This is a genomic window from Citrobacter sp. wls757, assembly GCF_005280935.1.
Classification (GTDB): Bacteria; Pseudomonadota; Gammaproteobacteria; order Enterobacterales; family Enterobacteriaceae; genus Citrobacter; species Citrobacter portucalensis.
The window spans coordinates 177911-191268 of record NZ_SZWU01000060.1; the positions used below are offsets into that span (position 1 = coordinate 177911).

General features: G+C 51.5%; 16 protein-coding genes. 7 read left to right on the top strand and 9 right to left on the bottom strand.

Annotated elements, in window-relative coordinates:
* On the bottom strand, positions 1 to 1118 hold a 1118-nt coding region (gene cfa, locus FDW94_RS15725; protein ID WP_137378026.1), incomplete at its 3' end, for a cyclopropane fatty acyl phospholipid synthase.
* 290 nt (positions 1119 to 1408) lie between these two features.
* Positions 1409 to 2614 carry a purine nucleoside transporter PunC gene (punC, locus tag FDW94_RS15730; protein ID WP_032943314.1) on the bottom strand — a complete coding sequence of 402 codons (1206 nt, stop codon included), beginning with the start codon at positions 2612 to 2614 and terminating at the stop codon, positions 1409 to 1411.
* A gap of 112 nt (positions 2615 to 2726) precedes the next feature.
* Between punC and punR the strand changes: the two genes are divergently transcribed.
* Positions 2727 to 3659, top strand: a complete 933-nt coding sequence (gene punR / locus FDW94_RS15735) for a DNA-binding transcriptional activator PunR (RefSeq protein ID WP_003029215.1) — start codon at positions 2727 to 2729, stop codon at positions 3657 to 3659.
* Here punR and purR read toward each other — a convergent pair.
* Positions 3656 to 4681 carry an HTH-type transcriptional repressor PurR gene (purR, locus tag FDW94_RS15740; protein ID WP_003832757.1) on the bottom strand — a complete coding sequence of 342 codons (1026 nt, stop codon included), beginning with the start codon at positions 4679 to 4681 and terminating at the stop codon, positions 3656 to 3658. The genes punR and purR overlap by 4 nt on opposite strands.
* Before the next feature lie 297 nt (positions 4682 to 4978).
* On the opposite strand from purR, the gene cydH reads away from it, so the two are divergent.
* Entirely contained in the window at positions 4979 to 5068 is a 90-nt protein-coding gene (gene cydH / locus FDW94_RS15745) for a cytochrome bd-I accessory subunit CydH (protein WP_003029209.1), read from the top strand.
* A gap of 175 nt (positions 5069 to 5243) precedes the next feature.
* Entirely contained in the window at positions 5244 to 6413 is a 1170-nt protein-coding gene (locus FDW94_RS15750; RefSeq protein ID WP_137377866.1) for an MFS transporter, read from the top strand.
* 39 nt (positions 6414 to 6452) lie between these two features.
* Here FDW94_RS15750 and sodB read toward each other — a convergent pair whose 3' ends face one another.
* Together sodB and FDW94_RS15760 are read right to left on the bottom strand one after the other, a co-directional pair.
* Positions 6453 to 7034, bottom strand: a complete 582-nt coding sequence (gene sodB / locus FDW94_RS15755; RefSeq protein ID WP_003029205.1) for a superoxide dismutase [Fe] — start codon at positions 7032 to 7034, stop codon at positions 6453 to 6455.
* Positions 7035 to 7161: 127 nt separating this feature from the next.
* Positions 7162 to 7992 (bottom strand): C40 family peptidase, encoded by an 831-nt coding sequence (locus tag FDW94_RS15760; RefSeq protein WP_003832759.1) that lies wholly within the window; start codon positions 7990 to 7992, stop codon positions 7162 to 7164.
* Positions 7993 to 8326: 334 nt separating this feature from the next.
* Between FDW94_RS15760 and grxD the strand changes: the two genes are divergently transcribed.
* Positions 8327 to 8674: a monothiol glutaredoxin 4 gene (gene grxD / locus FDW94_RS15765; protein WP_003832760.1), complete on the top strand. Its 348-nt coding sequence runs from the start codon at positions 8327 to 8329 to the stop codon at positions 8672 to 8674.
* Positions 8675 to 8727: 53 nt separating this feature from the next.
* Here grxD and rnt read toward each other — a convergent pair whose 3' ends face one another.
* The 4 genes from rnt to FDW94_RS15785 all read right to left on the bottom strand — a co-directional run bounded on the left by rnt (position 8728) and on the right by FDW94_RS15785 (position 11727).
* Entirely contained in the window at positions 8728 to 9375 is a 648-nt protein-coding gene (gene rnt / locus FDW94_RS15770) for a ribonuclease T (RefSeq protein ID WP_137377867.1), read from the bottom strand.
* Between the two features lie 95 nt (positions 9376 to 9470).
* Positions 9471 to 9878 (bottom strand): lactoylglutathione lyase, encoded by a 408-nt coding sequence (gloA, locus tag FDW94_RS15775; protein ID WP_137377868.1) that lies wholly within the window; start codon positions 9876 to 9878, stop codon positions 9471 to 9473.
* A 97-nt stretch (positions 9879 to 9975) separates the two neighbouring features.
* Positions 9976 to 11073: an alkene reductase gene (locus FDW94_RS15780; protein WP_032943320.1), complete on the bottom strand. Its 1098-nt coding sequence runs from the start codon at positions 11071 to 11073 to the stop codon at positions 9976 to 9978.
* Positions 11074 to 11127: 54 nt separating this feature from the next.
* Positions 11128 to 11727, bottom strand: coding sequence for a TetR/AcrR family transcriptional regulator (locus FDW94_RS15785; protein WP_111465686.1), 600 nt, complete (start codon positions 11725 to 11727; stop codon positions 11128 to 11130).
* 101 nt (positions 11728 to 11828) lie between these two features.
* Between FDW94_RS15785 and FDW94_RS15790 the strand changes: the two genes are divergently transcribed.
* From FDW94_RS15790 to FDW94_RS24340, 3 genes are all read left to right on the top strand, one after another.
* Entirely contained in the window at positions 11829 to 12068 is a 240-nt protein-coding gene (locus FDW94_RS15790) for a DUF1289 domain-containing protein (protein WP_003832768.1), read from the top strand.
* Between the two features lie 49 nt (positions 12069 to 12117).
* The gene (locus FDW94_RS15795) at positions 12118 to 13014 is read left to right on the top strand and encodes an aldo/keto reductase family oxidoreductase (RefSeq protein ID WP_048214269.1); all 897 of its coding nucleotides are present in this window, start codon (positions 12118 to 12120) and stop codon (positions 13012 to 13014) included.
* 81 nt (positions 13015 to 13095) lie between these two features.
* Positions 13096 to 13358: superoxide dismutase family protein (locus tag FDW94_RS24340; protein ID WP_249358559.1), on the top strand; the 263-nt coding region annotated here is incomplete at its 3' end.

Below are 13358 nucleotides of genomic sequence, written 5' to 3' on the forward strand. Positions count from 1 at the left end.
CCGCGTGAAAAGACCACCTGCCATAGCTGAATATCTCGAGCACGAAACGCCCCGGCGCAGGCGTTCAGATAATAGCTGAACATCCGCTTGAAACGTTCGGTATAGTTATCGGCGATTTCAGGCCAGGAACTCATGAAACGCTCGTGCCATGCCATCAGCGTCGTGTCGTAATCCGCGCCAAAATTATGCCAGTCTTCCATCACAAAATGCGGTTCGCTGGCGTTGGCAATCTGGCGAACTGACGGCAAACACCCGTTTGGGAAGATATACTTATTGATCCACGGATCAACGTTATTGTCGGTCTTTTTGGAGCCGATGCTATGCAGTAAAAAGAGACCATCCGGTTTTAAATTACGATCGACCACCTCAAAATAGGTGGCGTAGTTCTTCGGTCCAACATGTTCAAACATGCCGACGGAGACAATGCGGTCGAATTTGTCGTTCAGGTCGCGATAATCCTGCAGCAAAATGGTGACATCCAGCCCAGCGCAACGTTCCTGTGCCATTTTCTGCTGTTCTGCCGAAATGGTCACACCCACCACGCTCACGCCATATTGCGATGCCATAAACTGGGATAAACCACCCCAGCCACAGCCAATATCAAGCACCCGCATTCCTGGCTTCAGTTGCAATTTTTCAGCAATCATTTTGAGCTTCGCCTGCTGGGCAGATTCCAGAGTGTTGGCATCTTTCCAGTAGGCGCAGGAATACTGCATATAGGGGTCAAGCATGCGGGTAAAGAGATCGTTGCCCAAATCGTAATGTTCTTTGCCGACCATCCACGCACGTTTTTTGGTCTGTAAATTGAACAGGCGAGCCGTGGCGATACGTAGCGTATCTTTAAAGTGGCGGGGGAGTTGGTTTTCAAGACCGGCGCGCAAGACTTTACTAAAAAACATGTCCAGCCGGTCACATTCCCACCAGCCATCCATATAACTTTCACCCAACCCTAACGATCCTTCCTGCAATACGCGTTTGAAAAAATCGGGGTTCTTTACTCGAATATCAGCCGGTGCATTGCCATTAATGGCAATGCCTGCACGGCTCAATAATTCATTGGTAATGCGGTACCAGTCATCATCCGGTACGCTGACGTCTTCTATACATGATGAACTCATAGCTTCTCCATCACTGGTCGGTGATCAGAACCTTAAAACAGCGTAGACGCTTTTTTGGGCTTTGTGAGAAATCTCACGGAATTAATCCGCGAATCTATAATCCGACGTAGAACAGAGGAAGGGAGAAACCCTTGCCGAAAAGGCCATCCGTGGTAAAGCGGGAACGTTCTTGTCCCCGTTAACGCATTAAAATTATCGTTTTTTTAACAACTGAAAATCAGTATATGCCTGAATTTTTGACGATTCAACCAATAATTGTTAGCGGGCTAACTAAATGCCCGCAACCATTATTAGTGCGACTCTCCGTGGGCAACTTGCGCACGATCATCTGTTTGCGGGGCGTCAGTTTTCTGCGACTGCATTTTGTAACCCACAGCAGCCAGCAATACTGTTGTCAGCATAACGCTGGTGGTGGTGAGCAGTGGGGTGGCAATCAACCAGGAAACGACAAGGCTTGCCAGGAAGCATAAACCCAGTTGCAGCGTATTCTGCAATGCGGCTGCGCGTCCAGTGGCCTGTGGGAAAGGGCGTAATGCCTGCGCGACAACGATAGGGTAGATTGCGCCGTTCGCAATCGCCATAACGCAGAATGGGATCAGGATTTCAGCCAATGCAACATGATGAATAAAGCCGGTCGCCCAGGTGCCTACAACGCTGAAGGCATACAGAATGAGTAACCAGGGCAGTAGCTGACGACCCTGCCATTTTTGCAGCGCTGCACGACAGCCGTAACCACCAATTAAGAAGGCGATAGTTTGCGGAACATAGCTCAGACCAATTACCGCTGGGCTATAACCCATTTCGCTGAGGATGAACGGGGAACCTGTCAGCCATGCGAAAAAGCTCGCGGAACAGGCGGCATAAATCAGCACGTTTCCACGGTAAGTTTTCGAGCGCAGCAAGGTAGCGAAAGTCAGTTTATCCTGGCTGTCATCGCGCGCTTTAGCCGTTGGCTTGAGACGCAGAGCCGGAAGCATCAGAATCAGAGTAATGGCAAACAGAGTGGCAAAAATGGCCTGCCAGGAAAAATGTACCAGGATCCAACTGCCTAATAGCGGGGCGAGTGCAGGAGATAACCCGACCAGCGGCATAATAGTGGCAAAGATGCGGTTTACTTTTTGTGAAGGATAATAATCGGTAACCAGCGCTTGCCAGATAACCGATGCCGCACAGACGCCAACGGCCTGAACAAATCGCAGTACCAGCAGACCAGTGGCGTTTTCAACCCATAGCATGCCCAGACTACCCAGTGCGAAGATAGATAAACCCAGCAGCAAAATAGGCTTGCGACCATAGTGGTCAGAAAGCGGCCCCCACAGCAGTTGCGCGACGGCAAACCCCGCTAAGAACAAGCTCAGGCTGGCGCTGACGGCAGATGCAGGTGTTTGCAGATCGGACTGAATAGCAGCAAAGGCAGGTAGATACATATCCGTTGCCAGAAAACCGAGCACGCTAAGACCTGCCAGCCAGACTAAAAACCCTTTCCCAGGTTGCATCATCATTTCTCTTTTTTAGCAGTAGAACAATGCCGCTGAGTGTAGTGAGTGTAATTCTCGCTGTGAAACGCTAATATTTGCTTACTGATTTCAAATTTTTTGCAGGCAGAATATGTGGTCGGAATATTCACTTGAAGTGGTTGATGCGGTTGCGCGTAACGGCAGTTTTAGTTCGGCTGCGCAGGAGTTGCACCGTGTACCTTCGGCAGTAAGCTACACCGTGCGCCAGCTGGAAGAATGGCTGGCGGTGCCACTTTTTGAGCGACGCCATCGGGATGTGGAATTAACGCCTGCCGGGGCATGGTTTTTAAAAGAAGGCCGCTCTGTTATCAAAAAAATGCAGATCACGCGCCAACAATGTCAGCAAATTGCCAACGGCTGGCGCGGACAGCTGGCGATCGCCGTCGATAACATTGTCCGCCCGGATCGTACCCGACAGATGATCGTGGATTTCTACCGTCACTTTGATGATGTGGAGTTGTTAGTTTTTCAGGAAGTGTTTAACGGCGTGTGGGACGCACTGTCTGATGGGCGTGTGGAGCTGGCCATCGGGGCCACACAGGCCATTCCGGTCGGGGGGCGCTATACCTTCCGCGATATGGGAATGCTGAGTTGGAGCTGCGTGGTAGCCAGTCATCACCCACTGGCGTCAATGCCCGGACCGTTAAGTGATGACACGTTGCGCAACTGGCCGTCACTGGTGCGCGAAGATACCTCCCGAACATTGCCGAAGCGTATTACCTGGCTGCTGGACAACCAAAAGCGCGTCGTCGTGCCGGACTGGGAATCTTCTGCGACCTGTTTGTCCGCGGGATTGTGCGTGGGCATGGTACCGACGCATTTTGCCAAACCGTGGATCGATAGCGGTAAATGGGTTGCGCTGCAACTGGAGAACCCCTTTCCTGATGCCGCATGTTGTCTGACATGGCAGCAGAACGATACGTCACCGGCATTGAGTTGGCTGCTGGACTATTTAGGGGATAGTGAAACGTTGAACAAGGAATGGCTGCGGGAGCCAGATGAGACTCCCGCACAACAGGCTTAACGGCGGTAATCGCGGAACGGACCGTCGGCAACGGAGCGACGCTCAACCAGGCGCGGATGCACCTCGATAGACTGTGACTCTTCACGTTTATTCACGATACGGTCTAACAGCATGTTGAAGGCCGTTTCACCCAGTGAATCCTTCGGCTGGTGAATGGTCGTCAAGGCCGGCGTGAAGAAGCGGGCGTTGCGCACGTTGTCGTAGCCGATGAGTGAGACATCCTGCGGTACGCGCAGCCCCATTTCGTCAGCGGCGCACAGCGCACCCATTGCCATAATATCGCCACCGCAGAAGACAGCGGTCGGACGATGTGACTGCGACAGAATTTGCTGCATGGCGCGATAGCCGGATTCAGGCTCGAAATCGCCCTGAACAATCCAGTTTTCAGGCACTTTAATCAGCGCTTCTTCCATCGCTTTCATAAAGCCAGCCAGACGCCCGGCCCCGGTGTTACGTTCCATTGGGCCAGGGATCACGCCAATCTCACGATGACCGCGTTCTACCAGATACCGGCCCGCCATGTAACCGCCTTCGAAGGCGTTATCAATGACCGTATCGGTAAAGTCGGCTTTTGCTTCGCCCCAGTCCATGACGACCATCGGGATATGGCGATACTCTTCGAGCATCGAAAGCAGCGACTCCGGATACTCAGAACACATCACCAGCAGACCATCAACGCGCTTTTGCGCCATCATCGACAGATAAGCCTGCTGTTTTTCGAGACTGTTCCATGCGTTACCCAGGATCAGGGTATAGCCTTTCTGGAAACAGTTTTTCTCAACGGCTTCGATAATTTCGGCGAAATAGGCCGCTTCGCTGCTGGTCGCCAGCAAGCCGATAGACTTGGTGTGATTTACCTTCAGGCTGCGGGCAACTGCGCTCGGAGAATAGTGCAGTTCTTTGATTGCTGCCCAGACAGCATTACGTGTTTCTTCCGCGACAAAGCGCGTCTTGTTAATTACGTGTGATACGGTTGTAGTGGAAACGTTTGCTCGCTTCGCTACATCTTTAATTGTTGCCATTACATCTCACTCCAGACCATATCCTAAGCTCCTGAGAATACTCCAGGTAAACGTTTGCCTTTACACACCCTTATCGCAACGTAAGGGTTGCGGCACGCCGGGAAAACGACACGGAACGTCAGGAAGGGGTCAATGGCCGGTACGCTAATCAAGTAAGCGTGGAATTTTGTCTGATCTTAACGAAAAGGGGAAGAGTTAAAAGCAGTTATCAATATAAATCGTGAGAGATTTTTGCTTTCAAGTGTGTAAAAATGCGCAATATCACTTTTTGTGTGGGAATAAAAAGGAGAAAACTTGATGAGCACCGATCTGAAATTTTCGTTAGTGACTACCATAATTGTTCTGGGATTGATCGTCGCGGGTGGCCTGACCGCAGCGCTGCATTGATTTCCCCGAGGGAGTTAGCTCTCCCTCATCCCTTCGACTCGTTTTTCCCCTCTATTGTTTGCGAATAAGCAAAAGTCTTTTGCAGTTTTGTTAACTTTATTAATTTTGCGATCAATGTCATGCTTTTGACTCTTATTTTATGTCGTGCCACGGCTCGACGATATGGAGTCGAAATATGAAAATCAATTACCCTTTACTGGCGCTGGCAATCGGGGCGTTTGGTATTGGCACCACCGAGTTTTCGCCAATGGGGTTGTTGCCCGTCATTGCCAAAGGTGTGGACGTCTCGATTCCGGCGGCTGGCATGCTGATCAGCGCTTATGCAGTAGGTGTGATGGTAGGTGCACCGCTGATGACATTGCTGCTGTCTCATCGTGCGCGACGTAATGCTTTGATATTCCTGATGGCGATTTTCACGCTGGGTAATGTGCTTTCGGCTATCTCGCCGGATTACACCACGCTGATGCTATCGCGTATTTTGACCAGTCTTAATCATGGAGCCTTTTTTGGTCTCGGTTCTGTGGTTGCAGCCAGTGTGGTACCCAAACATAAGCAGGCCAGCGCTGTGGCAACGATGTTTATGGGGTTAACCATCGCCAATATTGGCGGCGTTCCGGCGGCGACCTGGCTTGGTGAAACCATCGGCTGGCGCATGTCGTTTATGGCCACTGCGGGGCTGGGTGTCATTGCGATGGTCAGCCTGTTCTTCTCATTACCCAAGGGTGGAGCAGGAGATCGCCCGGATGTCCGTAGCGAACTGGCGGTACTTATGCGCCCACAGGTGCTGTCGGCGTTACTGACTACCGTACTGGGTGCTGGGGCGATGTTCACGCTTTATACCTACATCTCGCCGGTTCTGCATACTATCACTCATGCCACACCGGCATTTGTTACCGGGATGCTGGTGTTGATAGGCGTTGGCTTCTCGATCGGTAACTATTTTGGCGGCAAACTGGCTGACCGTTCAGTCAACGGTACGCTGAAAGGCTTTTTACTGCTGCTGATGGTTATTATGCTGGCCATTCCTTTCCTTGCGCGTAATGAGCTGGGAGCGGCGGTCAGTATGGTGGTCTGGGGCGCGGCGACGTTTGCGGTCGTTCCACCGTTGCAGATGCGTGTGATGCGCGTTGCCAGCGAAGCACCTGGATTATCATCGTCAGTCAATATTGGCGCGTTTAATCTGGGGAACGCTCTGGGGGCTGCGGCCGGTGGGGCGGTAATATCTGGCGGCCTGGGCTACAGTTTTGTGCCGGTAATGGGGGCGATTGTGGCGGGTCTTGCGCTGCTGCTGGTGTTCATTTCCGCAAGAAGACAGCCTGAAGAGGCTTTCACTACCGCGAATTAATGCAAAAACGCAGAAGGAAGTCCTTCTGCGTTATCTTTTTTATGCTGCGAAGTTCTTCGCAACAAATTCCCAGTTCACCAGCGCCCAGAAATGTTCCAGGTAGCCAGGACGAGCATTGCGATAGTCGATGTAGTAGGCGTGTTCCCATACGTCAACGGTCATCAGCGGCGTCGCGTCGGTAGTCAGCGGAGTACCTGCGTTGGAGGTGGAGACGATAGCCAGTTTGCCATCCGTTCCTTTAACCAGCCAGGTCCAGCCAGAACCGAAGTTTTTGATAGCGGCATCGGTGAACTGCGCTTTGAAATCTGCAAAGCTGCCAAAGGAAGCGGCGATTGCATCAGCCAGTTTACCGGTCGGTTCACCACCTGCGTTTGGTGCCAGGCAGTTCCAGTAGAACGTGTGGTTCCATACTTGTGCTGCGTTATTGAATACACCGCCTTCAGAGCTACGAACGATCTCTTCCAGTGATTTGCCTTCAAACGCCGTGCCTTTAATCAGATTGTTCAGATTGGTCACGTAGGTTTGATGGTGTTTGCCATAGTGATATTCCAGCGTTTCGGCAGAAATGTGCGGTGCCAGAGCATCTTTGGCATACGGTAATGCAGGTAATTCAAACGACATTGCTTCTCTCCTTATTATTTATATTGAGTACACACAATAGCCTCATTGTGAGTAAGGATAGGGTAGCAAATTGAAAGGTTATGCAAAAGAAGAACTTACCCTACAGCATGTTCTGTAGGGTAAGTTTTTAGCGAATTGTTTTTGGCGTCATTACCCGACGAGCGCCCACATAGTGGCGCTGCCAGTAATCTTCGCTCAGAGAGGTGATTTGAATTTCCTGCCCGCTGCGCGGTGACTGAATAAACTTACCGTTGCCGACGTAGACGCCGACGTGATCGGCTGTTCCGCGACCCTGGGTACGAAAGAATACCAGATCACCATTTTTCAGTTCGCCACGTTCAATTGGTGCGGCATCACGCAGATGGTACATTTCATTCGCGGTACGCGGAATGCGGAACTTCACCAGATCTTTATAGGCGTAATAAACCAGACCGCTGCAGTCAAACCCGGTTCTTGGCGAGGAGCCGCCCCAACGATAAGGTTTGCCGATTTGGTTCATCAAGGTGGACATAGCGGTTTTAGTCGCTTTCTGTACTTTCACTTTATGTGCATCAGCAAGCGTAGTCGGTGCAGTGGTTTTCACCTTCACGCAGCGTGGTTTATGACCTTTGCGCGGTGTGCATTTTTCCGTCCAGGTAACGGCTGCGGTTTGTGCTGCGGCAGTTTTACCACGGCGATTTGCAGTTTTAGTCGACTTTGCCGGAGTGGCAGTGCGTTTTTTAGAAGAGGAAGCGGTTTTGGTGCTGGTTTTGCTGGTGGTTTTTGTCGCCGTTTTCTTACTGGTCTTTGTTGTTTTTTGGCTGGTTGTTGCGCTTTTCTTTTTATCTACCGTTTTGATGGTGTGAGAATTGGTAGGTGTCGTCCTGGCCTGCTTGGAAGCATGAGCCATAGGCGTAAAGGGCAGTGTAGTAAAAAGTAAAGCACAGAGCGTGATCGAGATTCGGTTTATCCGCGCCACTGAGCAGTCCTCTGGTAAGGCAGGTCTATCGTGCCTGCGTGTGATTTTCAAAACTTGACGATTCTAATCTATAGAAAGAGGGAAAGTTAATAGCTTTTTTAGTTTAAAACTGCGTTTCGTAACCGACCGCAAAAAAAAACAGCAAATAGAGATAGAATTGGTGAACAGATAATCAAATCCACATGTTTGAAGGGGATAAGTGAGATTGTGAATGCAACTTTTAGCGTCAGGGGATAAAATAATAACGCGTAATGAAAATGTTATTTTCCGTTGCCTGTCTGACCCGTTACAATGTCAGACTACTGCCGTAAAAGAAGTTTAAGGAAGCAAGATAATGAGCACCACTATCGAAAAAATCCAGCGCCAGATCGCTGAAAACCCGATTCTCCTGTACATGAAAGGTTCCCCTAAACTGCCAAGCTGCGGTTTCTCCGCACAGGCTGTGCAGGCGCTGTCAGCCTGTGGTGAACGCTTTGCTTATGTTGATATTCTGCAGAACCCGGATATTCGCGCCGAACTGCCGAAATACGCAAACTGGCCAACTTTCCCACAGCTGTGGGTTGATGGTGAGCTGGTTGGCGGTTGTGACATTCTGATCGAAATGTACCAGCGCGGTGAGTTGCAGCAGCTGATTAAAGAAACAGCAGCGAAATACAAAACCGAAGAGCCGGACGCTGAGTAATACCAGCAGAAGTAAAAAAGCGACCTGAAATGGTCGCTTTTTTTATGTCGCCGTTACGCTTCTTCAGGCACGGGAAGAGGCCAACCGCCGAGACGTTTCCAGCGGTTAACGATTTCGCAAAACAGCACGGCCGTGCGTTCGGTGTCATACAGCGCCGAGTGCGCCTGATTCCCGTCAAACTCCATTCCCGCCGCCAGGCACGCTTTTGACAACACAGTCTGCCCCAGAGACAGACCGCTTAATGCCGCCGTATCAAAGGTTACAAATGGGTGGAACGGATTACGTTTGAGCGAGGCGCGTTCTGCTGCAGCCATCATGAAACTGTGGTCGAACGTAGCGTTATGCGCCACCATGATTGCCCGATTGCAGCCGCTGTCTTTAATGCCTTTACGCACCATTTTGAAGATGGCATGCAGAGCATCATATTCTCTGACCGCACCGCGTAGTGGATTGTTAGGGTCAATACCGTTAAAGGCGAGCGCTTCCGGTTGCAAATTGGCACCTTCAAACGGCTCTACGTGGAAATGTAACGTCGTGTCCGGCATCAGCCAGCCTTGTTCATCCATTTTCAGTGTGATGGCGGCAATCTCAAGCAGCGCATCGGTTTTGGCATTGAACCCTGCGGTTTCGACATCAATGACGACAGGATAAAAACCACGAAAACGGTCACACAGACCGGAAAGTTGAGCGTTATCGGACATCTGGGTCTCTTAATACGGGAAAATTGCAGCGCGTATTATGGCAAAATGATGAGTATAAAACTATGGGCACAGACGATCTGCGCCCGAGGGGGTGATTAACCGCCCAGGCCGCGCCCGGCGTCTTTCTCTTCGATCAGCTCAATTTTGTAGCCGTCCGGATCTTCAACGAACGCAATCACTGTGGTGCCGCCTTTTACTGGACCTGCTTCACGCGTTACGTTACCGCCATTCTGGCGAATGCGTTCACAGGCTTCAGCCGCGTTGTCTACGCTCAGGGCGATATGGCCATAGGCAGTACCCAGATCATACTTGTCGACACCCCAGTTATAGGTCAGTTCGATTACTGCTTCACTGGTTTCAGGACCGTAGCCGACAAAAGCCAGGGAGTACTTGTATTCAGGGTTTTCGCTGGTACGCAGCAGCTTCATGCCCAGCACGTTGGTATAAAACTCGATGGAACGCTGCAGGTCACCCACGCGCAGCATGGTATGGAGTAAACGCATCTTTTTCCCCTTCGAAAATGGCTAATACATTCAAAATGTTGTTTTAGTATAGCGGCGTTGTTACGCCGCTATCAATGGCAGAACGGAGATTGTGACGTTAGAGGGTAGGATAGTCGGTGTAACCTTCCGCGCCGCCGCCGTAGAAGCTCTCGGCACGTTGCGGATTCAGTTCTGCTTTGCGTTGCAGACGCGCCACCAGATCCGGGTTAGCAATATAGGCGCGACCAAAAGCAACGGCGTCGATCAGACCTTTCTCGATCAGCGCTTCTGCTTTTTCTGGGGTGTAAGCACCAGCACCAATGATAGGGCCGTGGAAGCGCGCGCGAACTTTTTCGCGGAACGCATCGGAATACGGCTCGCCACCGGCCCAGTCCGGCTCAGACATGTGCAGGTAAGCGATTCCGCGCTTGCCCAATTGTTCAATCAGATACAGCGCATCGGCTTCTTCGTTTGGACCATTGTCTACGTTCTGGAAAGTGCCAATCGGGGAGACGCGAATACCAATGCGATCGGCACCCCATTCTTTAATTCCGGCATCAACCACTTCCAGTACCAGACGCGCACGATTTTCGACGCTGCCACCGTATTGATCAGTACGCTGGTTAGACGTTGGCGACAGGAACTGGTGCAGCAGGTAGCCGTGGGCAGAGTGCAGTTCAACCATATCGAAACCCGCTTCGCGCGCATTGGCTATCGCCTGACGGAAGTCATTAACGATGCCCGGAATCTCTTCGGTTTCCAGCGCACGCGGCATTGAGGTATCGGCACGCGTTGCCAGGCCGTTTTCATCGCGCAGCGAGGTGCGGGTTCCAGCGCTAATCGCGGAAGGTGCAACTGGAGCTTGACCGTTTGGCTGCAGACTGGCGTGAGAGATGCGTCCAGTGTGCCACAACTGGACAGCAATATGACCTTGCTCAGCGTGTACGGCAGCAGTGATTTTCTTCCATGCGGCAATTTGCGCTTCGCTGTGTAAGCCGGGTGCTCCGGCATAGCCTTTCGCCTGTGCGGAAATCTGCGTCGCTTCGCTGATGATAAGACCCGCGCTGGCGCGTTGACGGTAATACTCGGCCATCAGCGGAGTAGGGATGTCGCCAGGCTCAATACTGCGCAGACGCGTCAGTGGCGCCATAAATACGCGGTTTGCTGCCGTAATGGCACCCACTTTCAGTGGGGAAAACAGTTTTTCAGATGACATGTGGTACTCCTGAATAGACCGGTCGTCTAGTGATGAAGAAAATAAAAACGCCTGTTAAACGGCAGGCGTTGTGATGATGTTTTTAACGTGCGCCAGCGCATTTTCCAGCGGAGTGGCGCTACGAGAAATCTTGGCCTGCAGGTTGGCGCCAAGCCACAGCGCATACAGTACCTGCGCCTGCTGTAACGGCTCGCCAACAAAAGACAGACAATGGCTGGCCTGACCTTTCTCCAGCGCCTGCGCTAACAGCACAATAATGTGCCGCGCGCCTTTATCCATCGCTGTGCGCATATCTTCTGACAGATCGCACACTTCGGCAGACAGTTTTACAGTTAAACAGCCGCTAATAATGCCGTGCTGGCTAAACTGGTTCAGGGTTTCCTGATAGTAGGCCAGAATGCGATCGCGGTAGTTTCCCGCTCCCGTATCAAAGTGCGTAGCCAGTCGCCGATGATAGGCCGCATAGTGGCGTTCCAGCATCGAGACACCGAACGCTTCTTTAGAGCGAAAGTAATGATAAAACGAACCTTTGGGTACTTCAGCGGTTTTCAGTAGTTCGCTTAACCCCATGCCGGTGAAGCCGCGCTGCATACACAGCAGTTCGCCAGTCGCCAGCAGATGTTCGCGTGTATCGTGTTCAGTGATTTTGTTCATGGGAAGGAGTGTAATAGACCAGTCGGTCTAATGCAATAGCGCTTGCGAGAAATTCAGTTAACGTCTTCAATAGGTATATCAATCTTATTAAAGGAGGGGATGTGGCCGAACAGCTGGAGTTTTTCCCCGTCCAGAGCCCATGCCGTGGAATATGTCAGTCTGACGAACGCGGCTTTTGCCGTGGCTGTTTTCGCAGTCGGGATGAGCGTTTTAACTGGCAAAAGATGAGCGATACCCAAAAGCAGGAAGTGCTGCGACTTTGTCGTCAGCGCCTGATGCGTAAATTACGTGCAAACAAAGCCAACCCTTCGGAAGAACCGCAACAACCTTCACTCTTTTAAAAGCGTAATTGCGTATACTCGAGACACATTCACTTAAAAGGAAGCTGCTATGGTTCAGCGTATTACTATTGCGCCGCAAGGCCCGGAATTTTCTCGCTTTGTGATGGGGTACTGGCGCCTGATGGACTGGAATATGTCCGCGCGCCAGCTAGTCAGCTTTATTGAAGAGCATCTGGATCTTGGCGTGACCACCGTCGATCACGCCGATATTTACGGTGGATACCAGTGTGAAGCGGCGTTTGGTGAGGCAATGAAACTGGCTCCGCATTTGCGTGAAAAAATGCAGATTGTGACCAAATGCGGGATCGCGACGACGGCGCGCGCGGAAAATGCGCTGGGCCACTACATCACCGACAGTGCACATATTATTGCCAGTGCGGAAGAGTCGCTGAAGCTGTTGGCGACCGACCATATTGATCTGCTGCTGATCCACCGTCCCGATCCGCTTATGGATGCTGACGATGTCGCCGACGCTTTTAAAAAATTGCACCATAGTGGCAAAGTGCGTCACTTTGGCGTCTCCAACTTCACCCCGGCACAGTTCTCATTGCTGCAATCGCGTCTGCCGTTCACTCTGGCGACCAATCAGGTAGAAATTTCACCAGTACATCAGCCGCTCCTGTTGGATGGTACTTTAGATCAACTGCAACAGCTGCGCATTCGCCCGATGGCCTGGTCCTGTCTCGGCGGTGGTCGCCTGTTTAATGATGATGCTTTCCAGCCTTTACGTAATGAGCTTGCCGTGATCGCAGAAGAGTTGAATGCGCAGTCTATTGAACAGGTGGTATACGCCTGGATTTTACGTCTGCCGTCTCAGCCGCTGCCGATTATTGGCTCAGGAAAAATAGAGCGTGTACGTGCTGCCATTGAGTCTGAGTCGCTGAACATGTCTCGCCAGCAATGGTTCCGCATTCGTAAAGCGGCGCTGGGTTACGACGTACCCTAATCGCGTTTTTGGCGCATCTCCGTTCAAATTTGTGTCACTGGTTTACACTTAACAATCAGACACCTTTTGGACGGAGGTCTTATGAAGCGTTTGAGTTTGGCCATCATCACTCTACTCGCCTGTGCAGGTGCGCAGGCTGCCAATGAAGAAAAAGTGACGATGAATCTGGTCACGTCGCAAGGCGTCGGCCAGGCGATTGGTACGGTCACTATTGCTGAAACCGCAAAGGGGCTGGAGTTTACGCCCGATCTGAAAGCCTTGCCGCCAGGTGAACATGGCTTCCATGTGCATATGAATGGCAGCTGCCAACCCGCGATTAAAGAAGGGAAAGCCTCAGCCGCAGA

Coding starts and splice junctions, on each gene's coding strand:
- punC (WP_032943314.1), bottom strand. CDS start 2,614: ATGCAACCTGGGAAAGGGTTTTTAGTCTGGCTGGCAGGTCTTAGCGTG.
- punR (WP_003029215.1), top strand. CDS start 2,727: ATGTGGTCGGAATATTCACTTGAAGTGGTTGATGCGGTTGCGCGTAAC.
- purR (WP_003832757.1), bottom strand. CDS start 4,681: ATGGCAACAATTAAAGATGTAGCGAAGCGAGCAAACGTTTCCACTACA.
- cydH (WP_003029209.1), top strand. CDS start 4,979: ATGAGCACCGATCTGAAATTTTCGTTAGTGACTACCATAATTGTTCTG.
- FDW94_RS15750 (WP_137377866.1), top strand. CDS start 5,244: ATGAAAATCAATTACCCTTTACTGGCGCTGGCAATCGGGGCGTTTGGT.
- sodB (WP_003029205.1), bottom strand. CDS start 7,034: ATGTCGTTTGAATTACCTGCATTACCGTATGCCAAAGATGCTCTGGCA.
- grxD (WP_003832760.1), top strand. CDS start 8,327: ATGAGCACCACTATCGAAAAAATCCAGCGCCAGATCGCTGAAAACCCG.
- rnt (WP_137377867.1), bottom strand. CDS start 9,375: ATGTCCGATAACGCTCAACTTTCCGGTCTGTGTGACCGTTTTCGTGGT.
- gloA (WP_137377868.1), bottom strand. CDS start 9,878: ATGCGTTTACTCCATACCATGCTGCGCGTGGGTGACCTGCAGCGTTCC.
- FDW94_RS15780 (WP_032943320.1), bottom strand. CDS start 11,073: ATGTCATCTGAAAAACTGTTTTCCCCACTGAAAGTGGGTGCCATTACG.
- FDW94_RS15785 (WP_111465686.1), bottom strand. CDS start 11,727: ATGAACAAAATCACTGAACACGATACACGCGAACATCTGCTGGCGACT.
- FDW94_RS15795 (WP_048214269.1), top strand. CDS start 12,118: ATGGTTCAGCGTATTACTATTGCGCCGCAAGGCCCGGAATTTTCTCGC.